Annotated in this window: 13 protein-coding genes; 7 read left to right on the forward strand and 6 right to left on the reverse strand. The window is 75.2% G+C overall.

All coding sequences use genetic code 11. The annotated features are described in order from the left end of the window. Positions 1–741 carry an SDR family oxidoreductase gene (locus ACIQR3_RS27275; RefSeq protein ID WP_403543281.1) on the reverse strand — a complete coding sequence of 247 codons (741 nt, stop codon included), beginning with the start codon at positions 739–741 and terminating at the stop codon, positions 1–3. A gap of 194 nt (positions 742–935) precedes the next feature. Between ACIQR3_RS27275 and ACIQR3_RS27280 the strand changes: the two genes are divergently transcribed. Continuing rightward, positions 936–1,397, forward strand: coding sequence for a cupin domain-containing protein (locus tag ACIQR3_RS27280; RefSeq protein WP_403543282.1), 462 nt, complete (start codon positions 936–938; stop codon positions 1,395–1,397). 98 nt (positions 1,398–1,495) lie between these two features. Here the strand turns inward: ACIQR3_RS27280 and ACIQR3_RS27285 are convergent, their stop codons facing one another. The 3 genes from ACIQR3_RS27285 to ACIQR3_RS27295 form a co-directional block, all read right to left on the reverse strand. Beyond that, positions 1,496–1,990 (reverse strand): cupin domain-containing protein, encoded by a 495-nt coding sequence (locus tag ACIQR3_RS27285; RefSeq protein WP_403543283.1) that lies wholly within the window; start codon positions 1,988–1,990, stop codon positions 1,496–1,498. A gap of 43 nt (positions 1,991–2,033) precedes the next feature. Further along, positions 2,034–3,560, reverse strand: a complete 1,527-nt coding sequence (locus tag ACIQR3_RS27290) for an MFS transporter (RefSeq protein ID WP_403543284.1) — start codon at positions 3,558–3,560, stop codon at positions 2,034–2,036. A 100-nt stretch (positions 3,561–3,660) separates the two neighbouring features. Beyond that, positions 3,661–4,131, reverse strand: coding sequence for a carboxymuconolactone decarboxylase family protein (locus ACIQR3_RS27295; RefSeq protein ID WP_403543285.1), 471 nt, complete (start codon positions 4,129–4,131; stop codon positions 3,661–3,663). A 148-nt stretch (positions 4,132–4,279) separates the two neighbouring features. Here ACIQR3_RS27295 and ACIQR3_RS27300 point away from each other — a divergent pair, with 148 nt between their 5' ends. The 5 genes from ACIQR3_RS27300 (at position 4,280) to ACIQR3_RS27320 (ending at position 10,108) form a co-directional block, all read left to right on the forward strand. Beyond that, the gene (locus ACIQR3_RS27300) at positions 4,280–5,050 is read left to right on the forward strand and encodes a DUF427 domain-containing protein (protein WP_403543286.1); all 771 of its coding nucleotides are present in this window, start codon (positions 4,280–4,282) and stop codon (positions 5,048–5,050) included. Positions 5,051–5,177: 127 nt separating this feature from the next. After that, positions 5,178–6,128: an alpha/beta hydrolase gene (locus ACIQR3_RS27305; protein ID WP_403543287.1), complete on the forward strand. Its 951-nt coding sequence runs from the start codon at positions 5,178–5,180 to the stop codon at positions 6,126–6,128. Positions 6,129–6,157: 29 nt separating this feature from the next. Then, positions 6,158–6,892, forward strand: a complete 735-nt coding sequence (locus ACIQR3_RS27310) for an alpha/beta fold hydrolase (RefSeq protein WP_403543288.1) — start codon at positions 6,158–6,160, stop codon at positions 6,890–6,892. After that, positions 6,889–7,230, forward strand: coding sequence for a hypothetical protein (locus ACIQR3_RS27315; RefSeq protein WP_403543289.1), 342 nt, complete (start codon positions 6,889–6,891; stop codon positions 7,228–7,230). Before ACIQR3_RS27310 ends, ACIQR3_RS27315 begins: the two co-directional genes overlap by 4 nt. A gap of 106 nt (positions 7,231–7,336) precedes the next feature. Next, on the forward strand, positions 7,337–10,108 hold the full coding sequence (locus tag ACIQR3_RS27320) for an AAA family ATPase (protein WP_403543290.1): 2,772 nt from the start codon (positions 7,337–7,339) through the stop codon (positions 10,106–10,108). A gap of 17 nt (positions 10,109–10,125) precedes the next feature. Here ACIQR3_RS27320 and ACIQR3_RS27325 read toward each other — a convergent pair whose 3' ends face one another. Next, complete coding sequence (locus ACIQR3_RS27325) at positions 10,126–10,551, reverse strand: OsmC family protein (RefSeq protein WP_403543291.1); 426 nt, start codon at positions 10,549–10,551, stop codon at positions 10,126–10,128. Positions 10,552–10,688: 137 nt separating this feature from the next. Between ACIQR3_RS27325 and ACIQR3_RS27330 the strand changes: the two genes are divergently transcribed. Next, complete coding sequence (locus ACIQR3_RS27330; protein ID WP_403543292.1) at positions 10,689–11,447, forward strand: SDR family oxidoreductase; 759 nt, start codon at positions 10,689–10,691, stop codon at positions 11,445–11,447. A gap of 45 nt (positions 11,448–11,492) precedes the next feature. On the opposite strand, the gene ACIQR3_RS27335 is transcribed toward ACIQR3_RS27330, so the two are convergent. Then, positions 11,493–14,237, reverse strand: coding sequence for an AAA family ATPase (locus ACIQR3_RS27335; RefSeq protein WP_403543293.1), 2,745 nt, complete (start codon positions 14,235–14,237; stop codon positions 11,493–11,495). Positions 14,238–14,287: the final 50 nt, after the last annotated feature.

Below are 14,287 nucleotides of genomic sequence, written 5' to 3' on the forward strand. Positions count from 1 at the left end.
TCAGCGGCTCTGCAGCCACTGGGCGAAGGTGTGGTGGCCGAGGTGGGCGTCGGGTCCGGGCAGCAGGGTCCGCTCCTGGAGCACCGCGCCGAAGAACGGGGTGCGCGGGTCGGGGATCACCGGGCCGGTCCGGCCGAGGCGGGCCAGCAGCTCGACGGTGACGCTCTCCAGCTTCAGCTCCTCCGGCCCGGCGGCTTCGAGCACACCGAACCGCGGCAGCCCCACGGCGACATGGGCGAGTGCCGCCGCGGCGTCGTCCGCCGAGACCGGCCGCAGCAGCAACGGCGGCACATGCACACCACCGGCCCGCAGACCGGCGGTCGCGACCGCCGCCAGCGACTCGTAGAACGGTGTGGCCCGCACCAGGGAGTACGGCACGGTGGCGTGCCGGGCCAGGTCCTCCTGCGCCGCCTTGGCCCGGAAGTAGCCCGAGCCGACCCGGTCGGCGCCCACCAGCGACAGGGCCACGTAGTGCTCGACGCCGGCCGCGGCGGCGGCCTTGAGGACGTTGCCCGTGGCGGTGGTGAAGAACGCGGTGCTGACGTCCTGCTCCCGGGTGGGCGCGTCGGTGACGTCCACGACCACCTCGGCCGTGCGCAGCACCCGGTCCAGGCCCTCCCCGGTGATGACGTCGACCCCGTGCTCGCGGGAGGCCGGCACGGCCTCCACCCCGTGGTCCCGCAGCCGGGCGACGGTCCGCGCACCGATCAGACCGGTGGCACCTACAACGACGACTCTCATCTGGCTCTCCTCCGTCGCGGCCGGTGGCGGGCGTCTCAGTGCCACCGTGCTCATCCACCTAGACCGGCCCGATTCACATCCTGTGACACCGTGTCGTGCGCGCACTGTCACAGAACCACCGGTCAGCCGGTCAGGAGGGTGGCACGGCCACCGCGGCCGAGGGCCACGGACACGACTACGGAAGGTGCGACCCAGTGTCGGAGAACGCACAGCACACCCACCACGGCCACCACGGGCACGGAACCGGTGGCGAGGACGGCCCCAGTTGGACCCGGGCGGCGAAGGTGATCCAGGACGCCTCCCCGGTCGTCATCCCCGAAGGCGCCTCGGCGATGACCATCCACGTCCAGTGGGAGCCCGGCGACCCGGGCACCCCGCCGCACCGCCACTCCGGCCCGGCCTTCGGCTACGTCACCAAGGGCGCCGTCCGCTTCGAGCTGGAGGGCGAGCCCGAACGGGTCGTCGAGGCCGGCGGCACCTTCTGGGAGCCCGGCGGTGACGCCATCCACTACCAGGACGGCAACGCCCTGGCCGACGAGCGCACCGAGTTCGTCGTCACCATGCTGTGCGCCCCCGGCCAGCCCATGCTGACCCTGGTCGACGAGGCCGAACTGAAGGAGCGCGCCCACCTGCGCGCCCCCCGGCCCACGGCCTGACCGCGCACGACGGGGCCCCGCGCCCGTGACACCGGAAAGCCACCGGGATGTCACGGGCGCGGGGCCCCGTCGCAGGACCGGCTACTCCGTGGGACCGGCTACTCCGTGAAGTACGAGTCGTGCTTGTCGAAGAACGCGGCGCGCTCCTCCTGCGGGGCGTGCGCCAGGTGCGCCACCTGCTCGAAGTACTCCTCGCGCGGGGCGCCCGGGGTGAACAGCAGCAGCATGTCGGCGGGCGCGTCGGAGTCGTTGCGGAAGGCGTGCAGCCCGCCCTGCGGCACATGCAGGAAGTCGCCCTTGCGGGCGTCCACCCACCGCACCCCGTCGAAGACCCGCACGGTGCCGTCCAGGATGTAGAACGACTCGGAGATCCGCTTGTGGAAGTGCGTCTTGGGGCCGCCCGCCCGGGGCCGCATCTCCACCCGGTACAGCCCGAACTCGCCCCGGGTGGTGGCGGTGGTCGCCAGATAGTGGGTGGCGTCCTTGCCGGTACCGCTCTCCCCGAGGGCCGGCGGGGTGCCGGCCGGCCGGAAGACGGCGCTGACCTCACCGTCCTCACCCCAGTACTGCTGCTCCGGGTACGGGTACGACATGGTGTGCTCCTTCTCCTCGCGGCCGGCGGGTGCCGGCCGGGTGTCACAGACGGGGTCCGGTGGTGCGGTGGTGCAGGAAACGGGAGACCAGCGGCGGCTCCATCAGCCAGCCGTGGGCCCGCCCGTGCGGGCGGCCGGGGGCCGGGGCGGTCCGCGGCAGCAGACCGAAGGCGAGCGCCGCGCCGACGGCCAGCAGCCCCGCGCACAGCGGCATGGCCCGGCCGAACGCCGCGGTGAAGGCCGCGTCCGACCGGTAGGCGTCCGGCCCCATCCCGACCAGCAGCGGCAGCGCCGCCACGGACACCAGCCCGGCCGCCCGGGCCGCGGCGTTGTTGATGCCGCTGGCCAGCCCGGCGTCGGCGGCGTCCACCGAGGACAGCAGCGTCACCGTCAGCGGCGCCACCAGGATCACCATGCCGGTGCCCATCACCAGCAGCGCGGGCAGGATCTCGGCCGGGTAGGACGCGCCCGGCCCGACCCGCAGCATCATCAGCATGCCCGCCCCGCACACCAACGGGCCCGCGGTGAGCGGCCGTCGCGGCCCCAGCCGCTGGGCGAGTGCCCCGGCGCCGGCCGAGAACAGCAGCATCAGCACCGTGTTGGGCAGCATGGCCGCGCCGGCGCCCAGCGCCGAGTACCCGACGACGATCTGCAAGTGCAGCGCGGTCAGGAAGAAGAACCCGCCGGTGCCCGCGTAGACGCACACGGTGATCAGGTTGACGGCGGTGAACTGCCGGGACGAGAAGATCGCCGGCGGCATCATCGGGTCACCGCCGCGCCGCTCGACGCGCAGGAACGCGGCGCCCGCCAGGACGGCGGCGACGGCGGCGGTCACGGCCACCGGGCCGCCGCCGCGCGCCTCGGTCAGCGCGTAGGTGGCCAGCGCCAGCGCCAGCGCGCCCAGCACGGCACCGGACACGTCGAAACCCGGCCGCCGCCCGCCGGCCGGGGCCGGCCGGGGCGCTCCCACGGACTCCGGGACGTGGCGCAGCGCGACCGGCACGCACAGCAGCGCCGGGACGGCGCTCAGCAGGAAGGTCCAGCGCCAGCCGGGGCCGTCCACCAGCCAGCCGCCGAGGAACGGCCCCAGCGCCGCGCCGATGCCGCCGAAACCCGACCACAGGCCGATCGCGCGCGGCCGGTCGTCCGGGTGGAACGACGCCTCGATGATCGCCAGCGAACCGGGGGTGAGCAGCGCGCCGCCGACACCCTGCAACGCCCGGGCGGCGATCAGCGTGCCGGCGTCCGGGGCCAGGCCGCACAGCAGCGAGGCGGCCGCGAACCAGGCGGTGCCCACGACGAAGACCCGCCGCCGCCCGAACCGGTCGCCCAGCGAACCGCCCAGCAGGATCAGCCCGGCCAGGGTCAGCATGTAGGCGTTGACCGTCCACTGCAGCACGGCGAGACCGGCGCCGAAGTCGGCGCCGATGTGCGGCAGCGCCACGTTGGTGACGGTCGAGCCGAGCAGGACCACACCGGAGCCCAGCACGGTGGCCAGCAGCGTCCACCGTCCTCGGGCACTGGCGAGGCGCAGACCGGCGGCGGGCGCCGCGGCGGGGGAGTGGTCCATGTCGGGTCCTGCCCTGGTCAGGTGGCGGTGGCGCGGATCCGCGGGCCCTGCGGGGGCGGGCGGTCGCGCCGCCCGTCCCCGCCCGGCCGCGGCGGTCGGATCAGCCGAACATGCCGGGCTTGTAGCCACCGGCCGGCTGGCGGTTGATGACGTTGACGCGGTTGTAGGCGTTGATGACGGCGATCAGCGAGATCAGCGCGACGAGCTGGTCCTCGTCGTAGTGCTCGGCGGCCTTCGCCCACGCCTCGTCCGACACCCCCGCCGAACCGTCCGCGAGCCGCGTGCCCTGCTCGGTCAGCTCCAGCGCCGCACGCTCGGCGTCGGTGAAGACGGTGGCCTCCCGCCACACCGCCACCAGGTTCAGCCGCTGCTGGTCCTCACCGGCGGCAGCGGCGTCCTTGGTGTGCATGTCGGTGCAGAAACCACACCCGTTGATCTGGCTGGCGCGGATCTTCACCAGCTCCTGCGTGGCCACCGGCAGCGCCGAGTGCACCGCCGCACCGGCCGAGTTCAGGTGCTTCATGACCTTGCCGGCCAGGGCGTTGCCGAAGTAGTCCAGTCGAGCTTCCATGACGGATCTCCCACGTGAGAAACAGTTACATCCCACTGACCGGACACCCACCGCGTCTGTGACATGACCCAGCACACAGTGTGGGCCACTAGCATCGGGCGCACAGACCGGGGCCGTCGATGGCCCCGACGAACGCAAGGTGGTCACCATGGCAACCGAAAGTGTGCTGCACCCCCGCCTCATCGTCCCGGTCGGACACGTCGAACCCGTGCCCCGCCGCATCCGGGGGACGATCGGCGGCCGGGTCGCCTTCGACACCCGGCGCGCCCTGTACGTGTGGGAATGGCAGGCGTACCCCCAGTTCAGCATCCCCGTCGAGGACCTGGTGGACGGGGTGCTGCACGACGACGGACACACCGAACAACTCGGTGCCGGCCCCGCCCACCGGCACACGCTCCAGGTCGGGCCGGAGACCCGGGCGGGCGCGGCGTGGGTCTGGGCGGAGGGCGCCCCGGCCCCGCTGCACAACACGGTGCGTTTCGAGTGGGACGCACTGGACTCCTGGTTCGAGGAGGACGAACCGGTCTTCGTGCACCCCCGCAGCCCCTACTCCCGGGTGGACGCCCTGCGTTCGAACAGCACGGTCCGGGTCGAGGTCGAAGGGGTCGTCCTGGCCGAGGCCACCGGCTGCGTGAAGCTGTTCGAGACCGGCCTGCCCACCCGCTACTACCTCGACCGCGCGGACGTCGACTGGACCCGACTGCGCCCCTCGGACACGGTGACCCGCTGCCCGTACAAGGGGACGACCAGCGGCTACTGGTCCTTCGACGGCCCGGACGCCACCCACGAGGACATCGCCTGGGCGTACGACTTCCCCACCCTCCAGGCCCACCCCATCGCCGGGCTGACCGCGTTCTACAACGAACACGTCGATCTGTACGTCGACGGCCACCGGCTGCCGAAACCCGCCGAACAGTGAGGTGACGAACCGTTCCCCCCCGGAACGTCACACATCACGCCCCGCCCCGGTCTCAAGAGGTGAAGCGCCCCTCGCACGAGCCCTTCACACGAAGTACTCACACTCATCACCTCATCAGGAGACCACCATGAGTGACATCGTTCTCGAACCCGCCGCGCAGCAGTTCGCCGACGCCGCCGCCCAGCCGCCGCGGCTGTACGAACTCGGTGTCGAAGGCGCCCGCAAGCTGCTCGACGACGTCCAGTCCGGGCCGGTCGACAAGCCCGAGGTGGACGAGAAGTGGATCACCGTCGCGGCCCCGGTCGGCGATGTGCGGGTGCGTATCGTCAAGCCCGTCGGCAGCACCGGGATCCTGCCCGTCGTCCTGTACGTGCACGGCGGCGGCTGGATCCTCGGCAACGCCGGCACCCACGACCGCCTGGTGCGCGAACTGGCCGTGGGCGCCGAGGCGGCCGTGGTCTTCGTCGAGTACGACCGCTCCCCGGAGGCGAAGTACCCGGTCGCCGTCGAGCAGGCGTACGCCACCGCCCAGTGGGTCACCGCCAAGGGCGCCGAAGAGGGCCTGGACGGCTCCCGCATGGTGGTCGCCGGTGACTCCGTCGGCGGCAACATGACCGCCGCCCTGACCCACCTGGCCAAGCGGCGCGGCGACGTGACCTTCCGGCACCAGTCGCTGTACTACCCGGTCACCGACGCCGGGCAGGACACCGAGAGCTACCGCCTGTTCGCCGACGGACCGCACCTGACCGCCAAGGCGATGGAGTGGTTCTGGAACGCCTACACCGCCGACCCCGCCGAACGCGACCAGGCCACGGTCTCCCCGCTGCGCGCCACCCTGGAGGAACTGCGGGGCCTGCCCCCTGCGTTCGTCGTCATCGACGAGAACGACGTCCTGCGCGACGAGGGCGAGGCGTACGCCCGCAAGCTGATCCAGGCCGGTGTGCCGACCACGAGCGTGCGCTACAACGCCACCCTGCACGACTTCATGATGCTCGACCCGGTGCGCGGCACCCAGGCGTCCACCGCGGCGATCGAGCAGGCCGTGCACGTGCTGCGCCAGGCCCTCGGCACCGACTGACCCGCGCCCGGCGCAGAAAGGCCACATCCATGCGTGCACAGCAGCCGACCGTCGTCCTCGTCCACGGCGCGTTCGCGGACGCCTCCAGCCGGCACGGGGTCGTCGACCGGCTCCGGACCCGCGGCTACCCGGTGGTCGCCGCCGCCAACCCGCTGCGCGGACTGGCGGCGGACAGCGACTACGTCAGGCAGCTCCTGACCTCCATCGACGGCCCCGTGGTGCTCGGCGGGCACTCCTACGGCGGCTCGGTCATCAGCACCGCCGCGCGCGGACTCGACCACGTCCGGGCGCTCGTCTTCGCCGCGGCGTTCCTGCCGGAGGCCGGCGAGAGCGCGGTCGCGCTGTCCGCCCGGTTCCCGGGCAGCACCCTGGCCGAGACCCTGCGCCCGGTGCCGGTCACCCTCCCCGACGGCAGCCCGGGCACGGACCTCTACATCGACCAGGCCAGGTCCCACCAGCAGTTCGCCGCCGACGTACCCGAGGACACGGCAGCGGTCATGGCCGCCACCCAGCGGCCCGTGACCGAGACCGCGCTGGCCGAGGAAGCCGGCGAGCCGGCCGGGCGGGACATCCCGTCCTGGGTCCTGGTGCCCACCGGAGACCGCACCATCCCGCCCCGGCTGCAGACCTTCCTGGCCGAGCGGGCGGGCGCCACGGCGACGACCGTCGACGCCTCCCACGCGGTCAGTGTCTCGCGGCCCGACGAGGTGGCCCGCCTGATCGACGAGGCGGCGCGGGCCACCGCCCGGCGGAGCACCTCGTGAACACCGAGAAGCAGGCCGCCCGCGGACTGGTCGACATAGAGGCGTACCTCCACCAGGAAGCCCACCTCGGCGCCGCCCGCCGCCGGGTGACCGCCTTCACGGCACGCACGGACGGGCTCACCCACGAACAGAGGAGGGACATCGAGTCGTGGTACCTCGATGAACAGCGGTACGTGGCGCGCATGGTGACGCAGCACATCACCGACCGCCTCGACGCGGCCGACGCGGCACACCGCGCCCGGTTCGCGCGCTGGCTGCGCGGCACCCTGATCGCCATGACCGTGATCACCCTGGTGACCTTCGTCGGCACCGCAGTCGTCGTCGGCTCGACGGTCTGACCCGCGACGGCGCCGCCACCGCCCGGCCGGCCGGGACCGGCCCCGGCCGCCCGCGCCCGGCCGGTCCGGCGGCCGCCAGCGGTATCGTGACCGCGGGGAGGCGGACATGGTGAGGGACCGAGCACGCGCCGGGCTCGTCGGACGGCGGGCCGAGTGCCAGGTCCTCGACGACCTGCTCGCCCGGGCCCGGGCCGGGCGCAGCGGGGCCGTGGTGGTGCGCGGCGAGGCGGGCATCGGGAAGACCGCACTGCTCCACCACCTCCTGTGCCGGGCCACCGGATGCCGCGTCGTCAAGGCGGCCGGCGTGCAGAGCGAGATGGAACTCTCCTACGCCGGGCTGCACCAGCTGTGCGCCCCGCTGCTGTCCGGCCTGGACGCACTGCCCGAGCCGCAGCGCGACGCCCTGCGCACGGCGTTCGGCCTGCGCTCCGGTGCCGCGCCCGACCGGTTCCTGGTCGGCCTGGCCACCTTGAGCCTGCTGGCCGGCGCGGCCGGCGACCAGCCCCTGGTCTGCCTGGTCGACGACGCGCAGTGGCTGGACCGGGTGTCGTCCCAGACCCTGGAGTTCGTCGCCCGCCGGCTCGACGCCGAGTCGGTGCTGCTGGTGCTGGCCGTCCGCGAGTCCGGCTCCCGCGACATCCTGCCCGACCTGCCGGAACTGCCGGTGCGCGGACTGGACGAGCACGACTCCCGACGCCTGCTGGACTCCGTCCTGACCGGCCCCCTCGACCCGCGGGTGCGCGACCGGGTCGTCGCCGAGACCCGCGGCAACCCGCTGGCCCTGCTCGAACTGCCGCACGGCCTGAGCGCCGTGGAGACGGCCGGCGGCTACGAAGGCCCCACGGCCCGGCCGCTGACCAGCCAGATCGAGGCGGGCTACCTGCGTCGCATCCAGTCGCTCCCGGCCGAGGCCCAGCGGCTGCTGCTGATCGCCGCCATCGAGCCGGTCGGCGACGTGGCCCTGCTGCGGCGGGCCGCCGAACGCCTGGGCATCCCCGTGGACACCGCCGTCACCCACGCCGAGGCATCCGGCCTGCTCACGTTCGGCACCTGGGTGCGCTTCCGCCACCCCCTGGTCCGCTCCGCGGCCCAGCGCGCCGCCGGCTTCGAGGAACGCCGGCGCGTGCACCAGGCGCTGGCCGACTCGACCGACGCGCGCCTCGACCCCGAACGCCGGGTGTGGCACCTGGCCAGCGCGACGGCCCAGCCGGACGAGACCGTCGCCGCCGAACTGGAGGGCTCGGCCGGCCGGGCGCAGGCCCGCGGCGGCGTCGCGGCGGCGGCGGCCTTCCTCTACCGTGCCACCGAACTGACCCCCGACCCGGTGCGCCGCGGCACCAGAGCGCTGGCCGCCGCGCGGGCCACCTACCAGGCGGGCGCCTTCGACACCGCCCGGGAACTGGTCGACACCGCCGAGTCCGCCCCGCTCGGCGCGGCCGGGGCCGGCCGGGCGCTGCTGCTGCGGGGACAGATCGTCTCCGCCGCGCAGAGCGCGAGCGCCGGTCTGCCGCTGCTGCTCGAAGCGGCCGAACGGCTCCGGCCGTACGACCCCCGGCTGGCCACCCAGACCTACCGGGACGCCGTCTACGCCGCCCTCACCGCGGGCCGGCTGGCCACCGGCGGGGTCCGGGACGTCGCCGAGGCGGTGCTGCGGGTGCCCGGCCACGACGCCGCCGAGACCCGCGAGACGCTCCTGCTGACCGGACTGGCACGGGTGGTCACCGAGGGGTACGCGGTGGGCGCGCCCCTGCTGACGCGGGCCGTCACCGCCTTCCGCACGCACGGGTGGGCGGAGGAGGACGGCCTGGGCTGGCTGCCGTTCGTGTGCCGCATGGCGCACAACGTCTGGGACTTCGCCGCCTGGTCGGAGCTGTCTGCCCACCTGGTCGACCTGGCCCGCGCCGGCGGCGCGCTCGCCGTGCTGCCCTCGGCGCTCCTGCTGCGCCTGTCCAACCGGGTGTTCGCCGGCGACCTGCGCGGCGCCGGTTCGCTGACCGCGCAGGCCAAAGCGATCGGCGAGGCCACCGGCAGCAGCTTCTTCGCGCACTACGGGGCGCTCGTCGTGGAGCCGTTCCGAGGCGGGGAGGACACCACCCGGCGGGCGATCGAGGCCGTCACCCAGGACCGGCTGCTCAGCGGCGAGGGCAAGGTGGTGACGGCCACCCAGTGGGCGTCGGCGGTCCTGCACAACGGCCTCGGCCGGTACCGGGAGGCGTACGCCGCCGCCGAGCGCGGCTGCGAGAACCCGCAGGAACTCGGACTGTCCCTGCAGTCCCGGGTGGAACTGGTCGAGGCGGCCGTCCGGCTGGGCCGGACCGAGCGGGCGGCCGCGGCGGTGCGGGTCATCGAGGAGATGGCCGAGGTCAGCCCCACCCCCTGGGCCCGCGGCACGGCCGCCGCCACCCGGGCCCTGCTGAGCGACGGACCGGCTGCCGACGCCCTGCACCGGGAGGCGGTCGAGCGGCTCGACGCGGCCGGCACCCGGATGGACAGCGCCCGGGCCCGGCTGCGGCACGGCGAGTGGCTGCGCCGGAACGACCGGCGGGCCGAGGCCCGTGCCCGGCTGGGCGAGGCGTACGAGATGCTCAGCGAGGCCGGTGCCGAGGCGTTCGCCGAGCGCGCCCGGCGGGAGCTGCGGGCCGCCGGGGTGACGGTACGCGGCCCCGCCCCGGCCTCCCCGGCCGCGCTCACCGCGAAGGAGACCGAGATCGCCCGGCTCGCCCAGGACGGTTTCACCAACCCGGAGATCGCCGCCCGGCTGTTCCTCAGCCCGCACACCGTCGAGTGGCACCTGCGCAAGGTCTTCGCCAAGCTCGGCATCTCCTCCCGCAAGGAGATCGGCTCGGTACGGCTGGACGCCCAGCCGGCCACCCCCTGACCCGGCCGGCCCGCCGCTCACCGGGGCGGGGACCCGGCCGGGCCGGTGTCCTCGGGTTCGGCCGGCAGCGCGGGCACGGTCACGATGGTGACCTCCTTGGCCGGCAGCCGGTGCACCGGGCACCGCCCGGCGGCGGCCGGCAACTGCTCCCGCTGGCCGCTCTCCAGGTCACCGGTCAGCCCGACGTTCTTCACCACCCGGCCGCCGGGTCCGAACCGGACGGCCACGTCGACCCGGTCCAGCCGCGGGCCGCGCCGGTCGGCCAGCGCCCGCACCGCCATCGACGTACAGGACCCCAGCGCGGCCAGCAGCAGCTCCCCAGGGGTGGGGCCGGCGTCCGCGCCGGCGGGCTCGGGTTCGTCGGCCGTCAGCGTGTGCGCGCCGATCGCGACGGAGCGGGTGAGCCGTGCGCCCTCGGCGACGGACACAAGACGCGTGTTCATGGGTCTTCCTCTCGGCCGGGTGCCCCTTTCCCGCACAGACCGGGCGGCGCGGGCGGCTGTGACACCCGGTCTGTCACAGCCGCCCGCGCCACCCGGTCGGTAGGGCGGTGACCGTCACAGGCTCAAGGAGGCGTCAGATGCGAGTGGCCGTGGCCGGAGGAACCGGTCTGGTGGGCAGGCACGTGGTCACGGAACTGGAGGCCGAAGGGCACCAGGCCGTCGTCCTGGCCCGCTCCCACGGGGTGGACCTGACCACCGGGGCCGGTCTGGAGGAGAGGATGTCCGGCGTCGACGCGGTGATCGATGTGACCAACGTCGTCACCACGCGGAAGAAGACCGCCGTCGGCTTTTTCGCCCTGACCACCGGCCAGCTGCTCACCGCCGCCCGGTCGCACGGGATCGGGCACCTGGTGACGCTGTCCGTCGTGGGCAGCGACAAGGTCGACTTCGGGTACTACTACGGCAAGCGCGTACAGGAGGAACTGGTCCGCGACGGAGGGGTGCCGTGGACGGTGCTGCGCGCCACCCAGTTCTTCGAGTTCCCCGAACCGCTGCTGGCCGGCCGGTCACCGGTGGCCGTGGTGCCGAGGATGCTCACCCGGCCGGTCGCCGCCCGGGACGTCGCCGAGCGGCTCGTCCGGCACGCCGTGGAGGGACCCGCGGGCATGGTCCGGCAGCTAGCCGGCCCCGAACAGCTGCAGATGGTGGACATGGCCCGCCGTACCGCACGCGCCCGGGGCCGCCGCCGCCTCGTCGTGCCGGTGACCCTGCCCGGCCGGGTGGGCAAGGCCATGACCGGCGGCGGCCTGCTGCCGCGCGGGGAGTACCTGCGGGGCCGCCGGACGTTCGCCGAGCACCTCGCGGCACTGGAGACGTCCGCGGCGACCGGCCGGTGACCGCCGCCCCGCCGGAGGGCGGGCGCCCGAGGCGGGGCCGCCCGCTCACAGCACCGTGCGCAGCATCCGCCGCGAGGTGACGCCGAGCTTGGCGTACACCTTGCGCAGGTGCCACTCCACGGTGTGCGGACTGAGGAACAGCTGGGCGCCGATCTCTGAGTTGGTCAGTCCGTCCCGGGCCAGCCGCGCGATCTGCGCCTCCTGCGCGGTGAGCGCCGCCGCGGCGGCGCCGGCCCGCCGGGACACCGTCTCCCCGGCCGCCCGCAGCTCCCGTACGGCACGCCCGGCGAACGCGCCCGCGCCGAACCGGGTGAACAGCGCGTGCGCCTCGCGCAACTGCTCCCGGGCGTCGGCGCGCCGGTTCTCCCGCCGCAGCCACTCCCCGTACAGCAGCCGGGACCGGGCCAGTTCCATCGTGATCCGGGTACGGCCCAGCCGTTCCACCGCCTCCCGGTACCCCGCCTCGGCCGCGGCGCCCTGCTCGAACAGGGCCCGGGAGCGGGCCTGCACCCCCAGCGCCCAGTCCGTGCCGGCCGCGTCCGTGGTCCGCACCAGCCGGTCCAGCGCGGCCCGGGCCGGGTCCGGCCGGCCGCTGCGCACGGCGGCCTCCACCAGTTCCACCAGCCCCCAGTTGGCCGCGATCAGGTCCTGCGGATGGGCGCTCGCCGCCCGGGCCGCGTCGAACGCCTCCTCGTACCTGCCCAGCCCGTTGTGGAGCACCGCCTCCGCCCGCCGGGCGACGGCCACCCCGATGCCCTCGCCGCGCCGCACGGCCTCCCGCGCGCTCGCCCCGATCAGCGGACCGGCCGCCCGCGCGTCCCCCTGCCAGGCGGCCAGGGTCATCGTGCCGAACGGCGCGAAGGTGCCGCCGGACGCCTCCTGGAGGCGTCCGATCTCCGCCACCAGCAGCGCCGCCGCGTCCAGATCGCCGGCACAGGTGTGCACGACCACCCCGGAGTTGAGCGCCAGCGGCAGCTCGGTCAGCGTCCCCGCGCCCCGCGCGGTCCGCACGTGCCGGGTCACCAGCTCCGTCCAGCGCCCGTCGTCCCACAGGTCGGCGGCCAGCGTCGAGGCCGGCCAGGACCAGCGCAGGATCTGCCCCGGGTCGGACTCCGCGAGGAACGCGTCCAGCGCCGCCCGCCCCTCGGGCACCCCGGCGCCGTACCCGCCGGTGAACCGGGTGGCCAGGGCGTCCAGCAGCAGGTCGGCGGCGCGCGGCGGGCGCCGGCCGGGCGGCGGGGCCTGCCGGGCCGCCGCCGCCACCGCGCGCACGCCCGCGTCGGTGGCCAGCCGCCCGGCGAACATGGCGGCCGACAGGGTCTCCAGGAACGTCTCCCGGGCCAGCGCGGCGTCCAGCGGCACCAGGCGCCGCGCGGTGGCCAGCAGCAGCGGCAGCGCCTCGTCGACGCGCCCGGCGGCGAACGCGATCTGCGCCCGCACCAGGTCCGCGTGGGCCCGGCCGGGCTCGTCCAGCGCGCCGCCGCGGGCCAGCGCCAGCAGATCACGGGCCGCGGCGGGCGCCCCGGCGCGCAGTTTCGCGCGGGCGGCGGCCAGCGCCCGGGTCGCCTTGCGCCCCGGATGGGGCGTCAGTACGGCCGCGTGGGCGAGGAACGCGGCCGCCGCGGCGGTGCCGCCCCGGGCCAGCGCCCGCCCGGCCGACGCCTCCAGCTCCCCGGCGATCGCCTCGTCCGGCCGCACCGTCGCCCGCGCCAGATGCCAGGCGCGCCGGTCGGGGTCGAGGGCGGGGTCGGTCACCTCGGCCAGCACCCGGTGGGTCTCCCGCAGTTCCGCGAGCCCGGCCGACCGGTAGACGGCGGAGCGCAGCAGCGAATGCCGGAAGCGGACCAGGGCGGTGACGGTGAGCAGGCCCGCGGCCACCGCCGGGCCGGCCGCGCCCGGGTCGATGCCGAGCCGCTCGGCGGCCCGCCGCAGCAGCGTCACGTCACCGACCGGCTCGGCGGCGGCCACCAGCAGCAGCCGCTGCGTCTCCTCGGGCAGCGCGCGGACCCGCGCCAGGTAACTGCGCTCGATGCGGCCGGTGACCGGGTGCGGTCCGGTCCGGTCGGGCCCGTCGGCCGGGTCCGCGACCAGCCGGCCGTGCGGGAGTTCGAGCAGCGCCAGCGGATTGCCGCGGGCCTCGGCCAGCACCCGGTCGCGCACCCGCTCGTCCATCGGCCCCTCGGCCGCCTCGTTCAGCAGCGCCCGGGCGTCGGCGTCGTCCAGACCGGTCACGGCCAGCTCAGGCAGCCCGGCCAGCTCGTCGCGGCCCCGCCGCTCGCGGGTGGCGAACACCAGCGCCAGCGGTTCGGCGAGCATCCGCCGCGCCACGAACGCCAACGTCTGCGCGGAGACCCGGTCCAGCCACTGCGCGTCGTCCACCAGGCAGAACAGCGGCTGCTCGGCGGCCACATCGGTGAGCAGCCCGAGCACCGCCAGACCGACCAGGAACCGGTCCGGCGGCGGCCCGGCGCTGAGCCCGAACGCCGTGGCGAGCGCCGCCCGCTGCGGCGGCGGCAGCCGGTCGGCGCGGGGCAGGAACGGGGCACACAGCTGGTGCAGTCCCGCGAACGCGAGTTCCATCTCCGACTCGGCACCCGCCGCGCGGGCGACGCGGTACCGCGCCACCCGGTCCGCCACATGGTCCAGCAGCGCCGACTTCCCGATCCCGGCCTCACCGCGCAGCACCAGTACGGCGCTGTGTCCGGCCGCCACCTCCGTGACCAGCCCGTCGAGCAGCTCCCGCTCCCGCCGCCGGCCCCGCAACCGCTCCGGGACCTCCCGGCCGTTCACTCCGTCCCCGCCACGCCGGGAGCATAACAACACCCCGGGCGGGCGCCCGG

This window comes from Streptomyces sp. NPDC090994, from assembly GCF_044768905.1.
In the GTDB taxonomy this organism is placed as follows: domain Bacteria; phylum Actinomycetota; class Actinomycetes; order Streptomycetales; family Streptomycetaceae; genus Streptomyces.

Bases quoted from the DNA above. Each gene is read 5' to 3' on its own strand.
- ACIQR3_RS27290 (WP_403543284.1), bottom strand. From the start codon at position 3,560: ATGGACCACTCCCCCGCCGCGGCGCCCGCCGCCGGTCTGCGCCTCGCC.
- ACIQR3_RS27300 (WP_403543286.1), top strand. From the start codon at position 4,280: ATGGCAACCGAAAGTGTGCTGCACCCCCGCCTCATCGTCCCGGTCGGA.
- ACIQR3_RS27325 (WP_403543291.1), bottom strand. From the start codon at position 10,551: ATGAACACGCGTCTTGTGTCCGTCGCCGAGGGCGCACGGCTCACCCGC.
- ACIQR3_RS27285 (WP_403543283.1), bottom strand. From the start codon at position 1,990: ATGTCGTACCCGTACCCGGAGCAGCAGTACTGGGGTGAGGACGGTGAG.
- ACIQR3_RS27275 (WP_403543281.1), bottom strand. From the start codon at position 741: ATGAGAGTCGTCGTTGTAGGTGCCACCGGTCTGATCGGTGCGCGGACC.
- ACIQR3_RS27295 (WP_403543285.1), bottom strand. From the start codon at position 4,131: ATGGAAGCTCGACTGGACTACTTCGGCAACGCCCTGGCCGGCAAGGTC.
- ACIQR3_RS27320 (WP_403543290.1), top strand. From the start codon at position 7,337: ATGGTGAGGGACCGAGCACGCGCCGGGCTCGTCGGACGGCGGGCCGAG.
- ACIQR3_RS27305 (WP_403543287.1), top strand. From the start codon at position 5,178: ATGAGTGACATCGTTCTCGAACCCGCCGCGCAGCAGTTCGCCGACGCC.
- ACIQR3_RS27330 (WP_403543292.1), top strand. From the start codon at position 10,689: ATGCGAGTGGCCGTGGCCGGAGGAACCGGTCTGGTGGGCAGGCACGTG.
- ACIQR3_RS27310 (WP_403543288.1), top strand. From the start codon at position 6,158: ATGCGTGCACAGCAGCCGACCGTCGTCCTCGTCCACGGCGCGTTCGCG.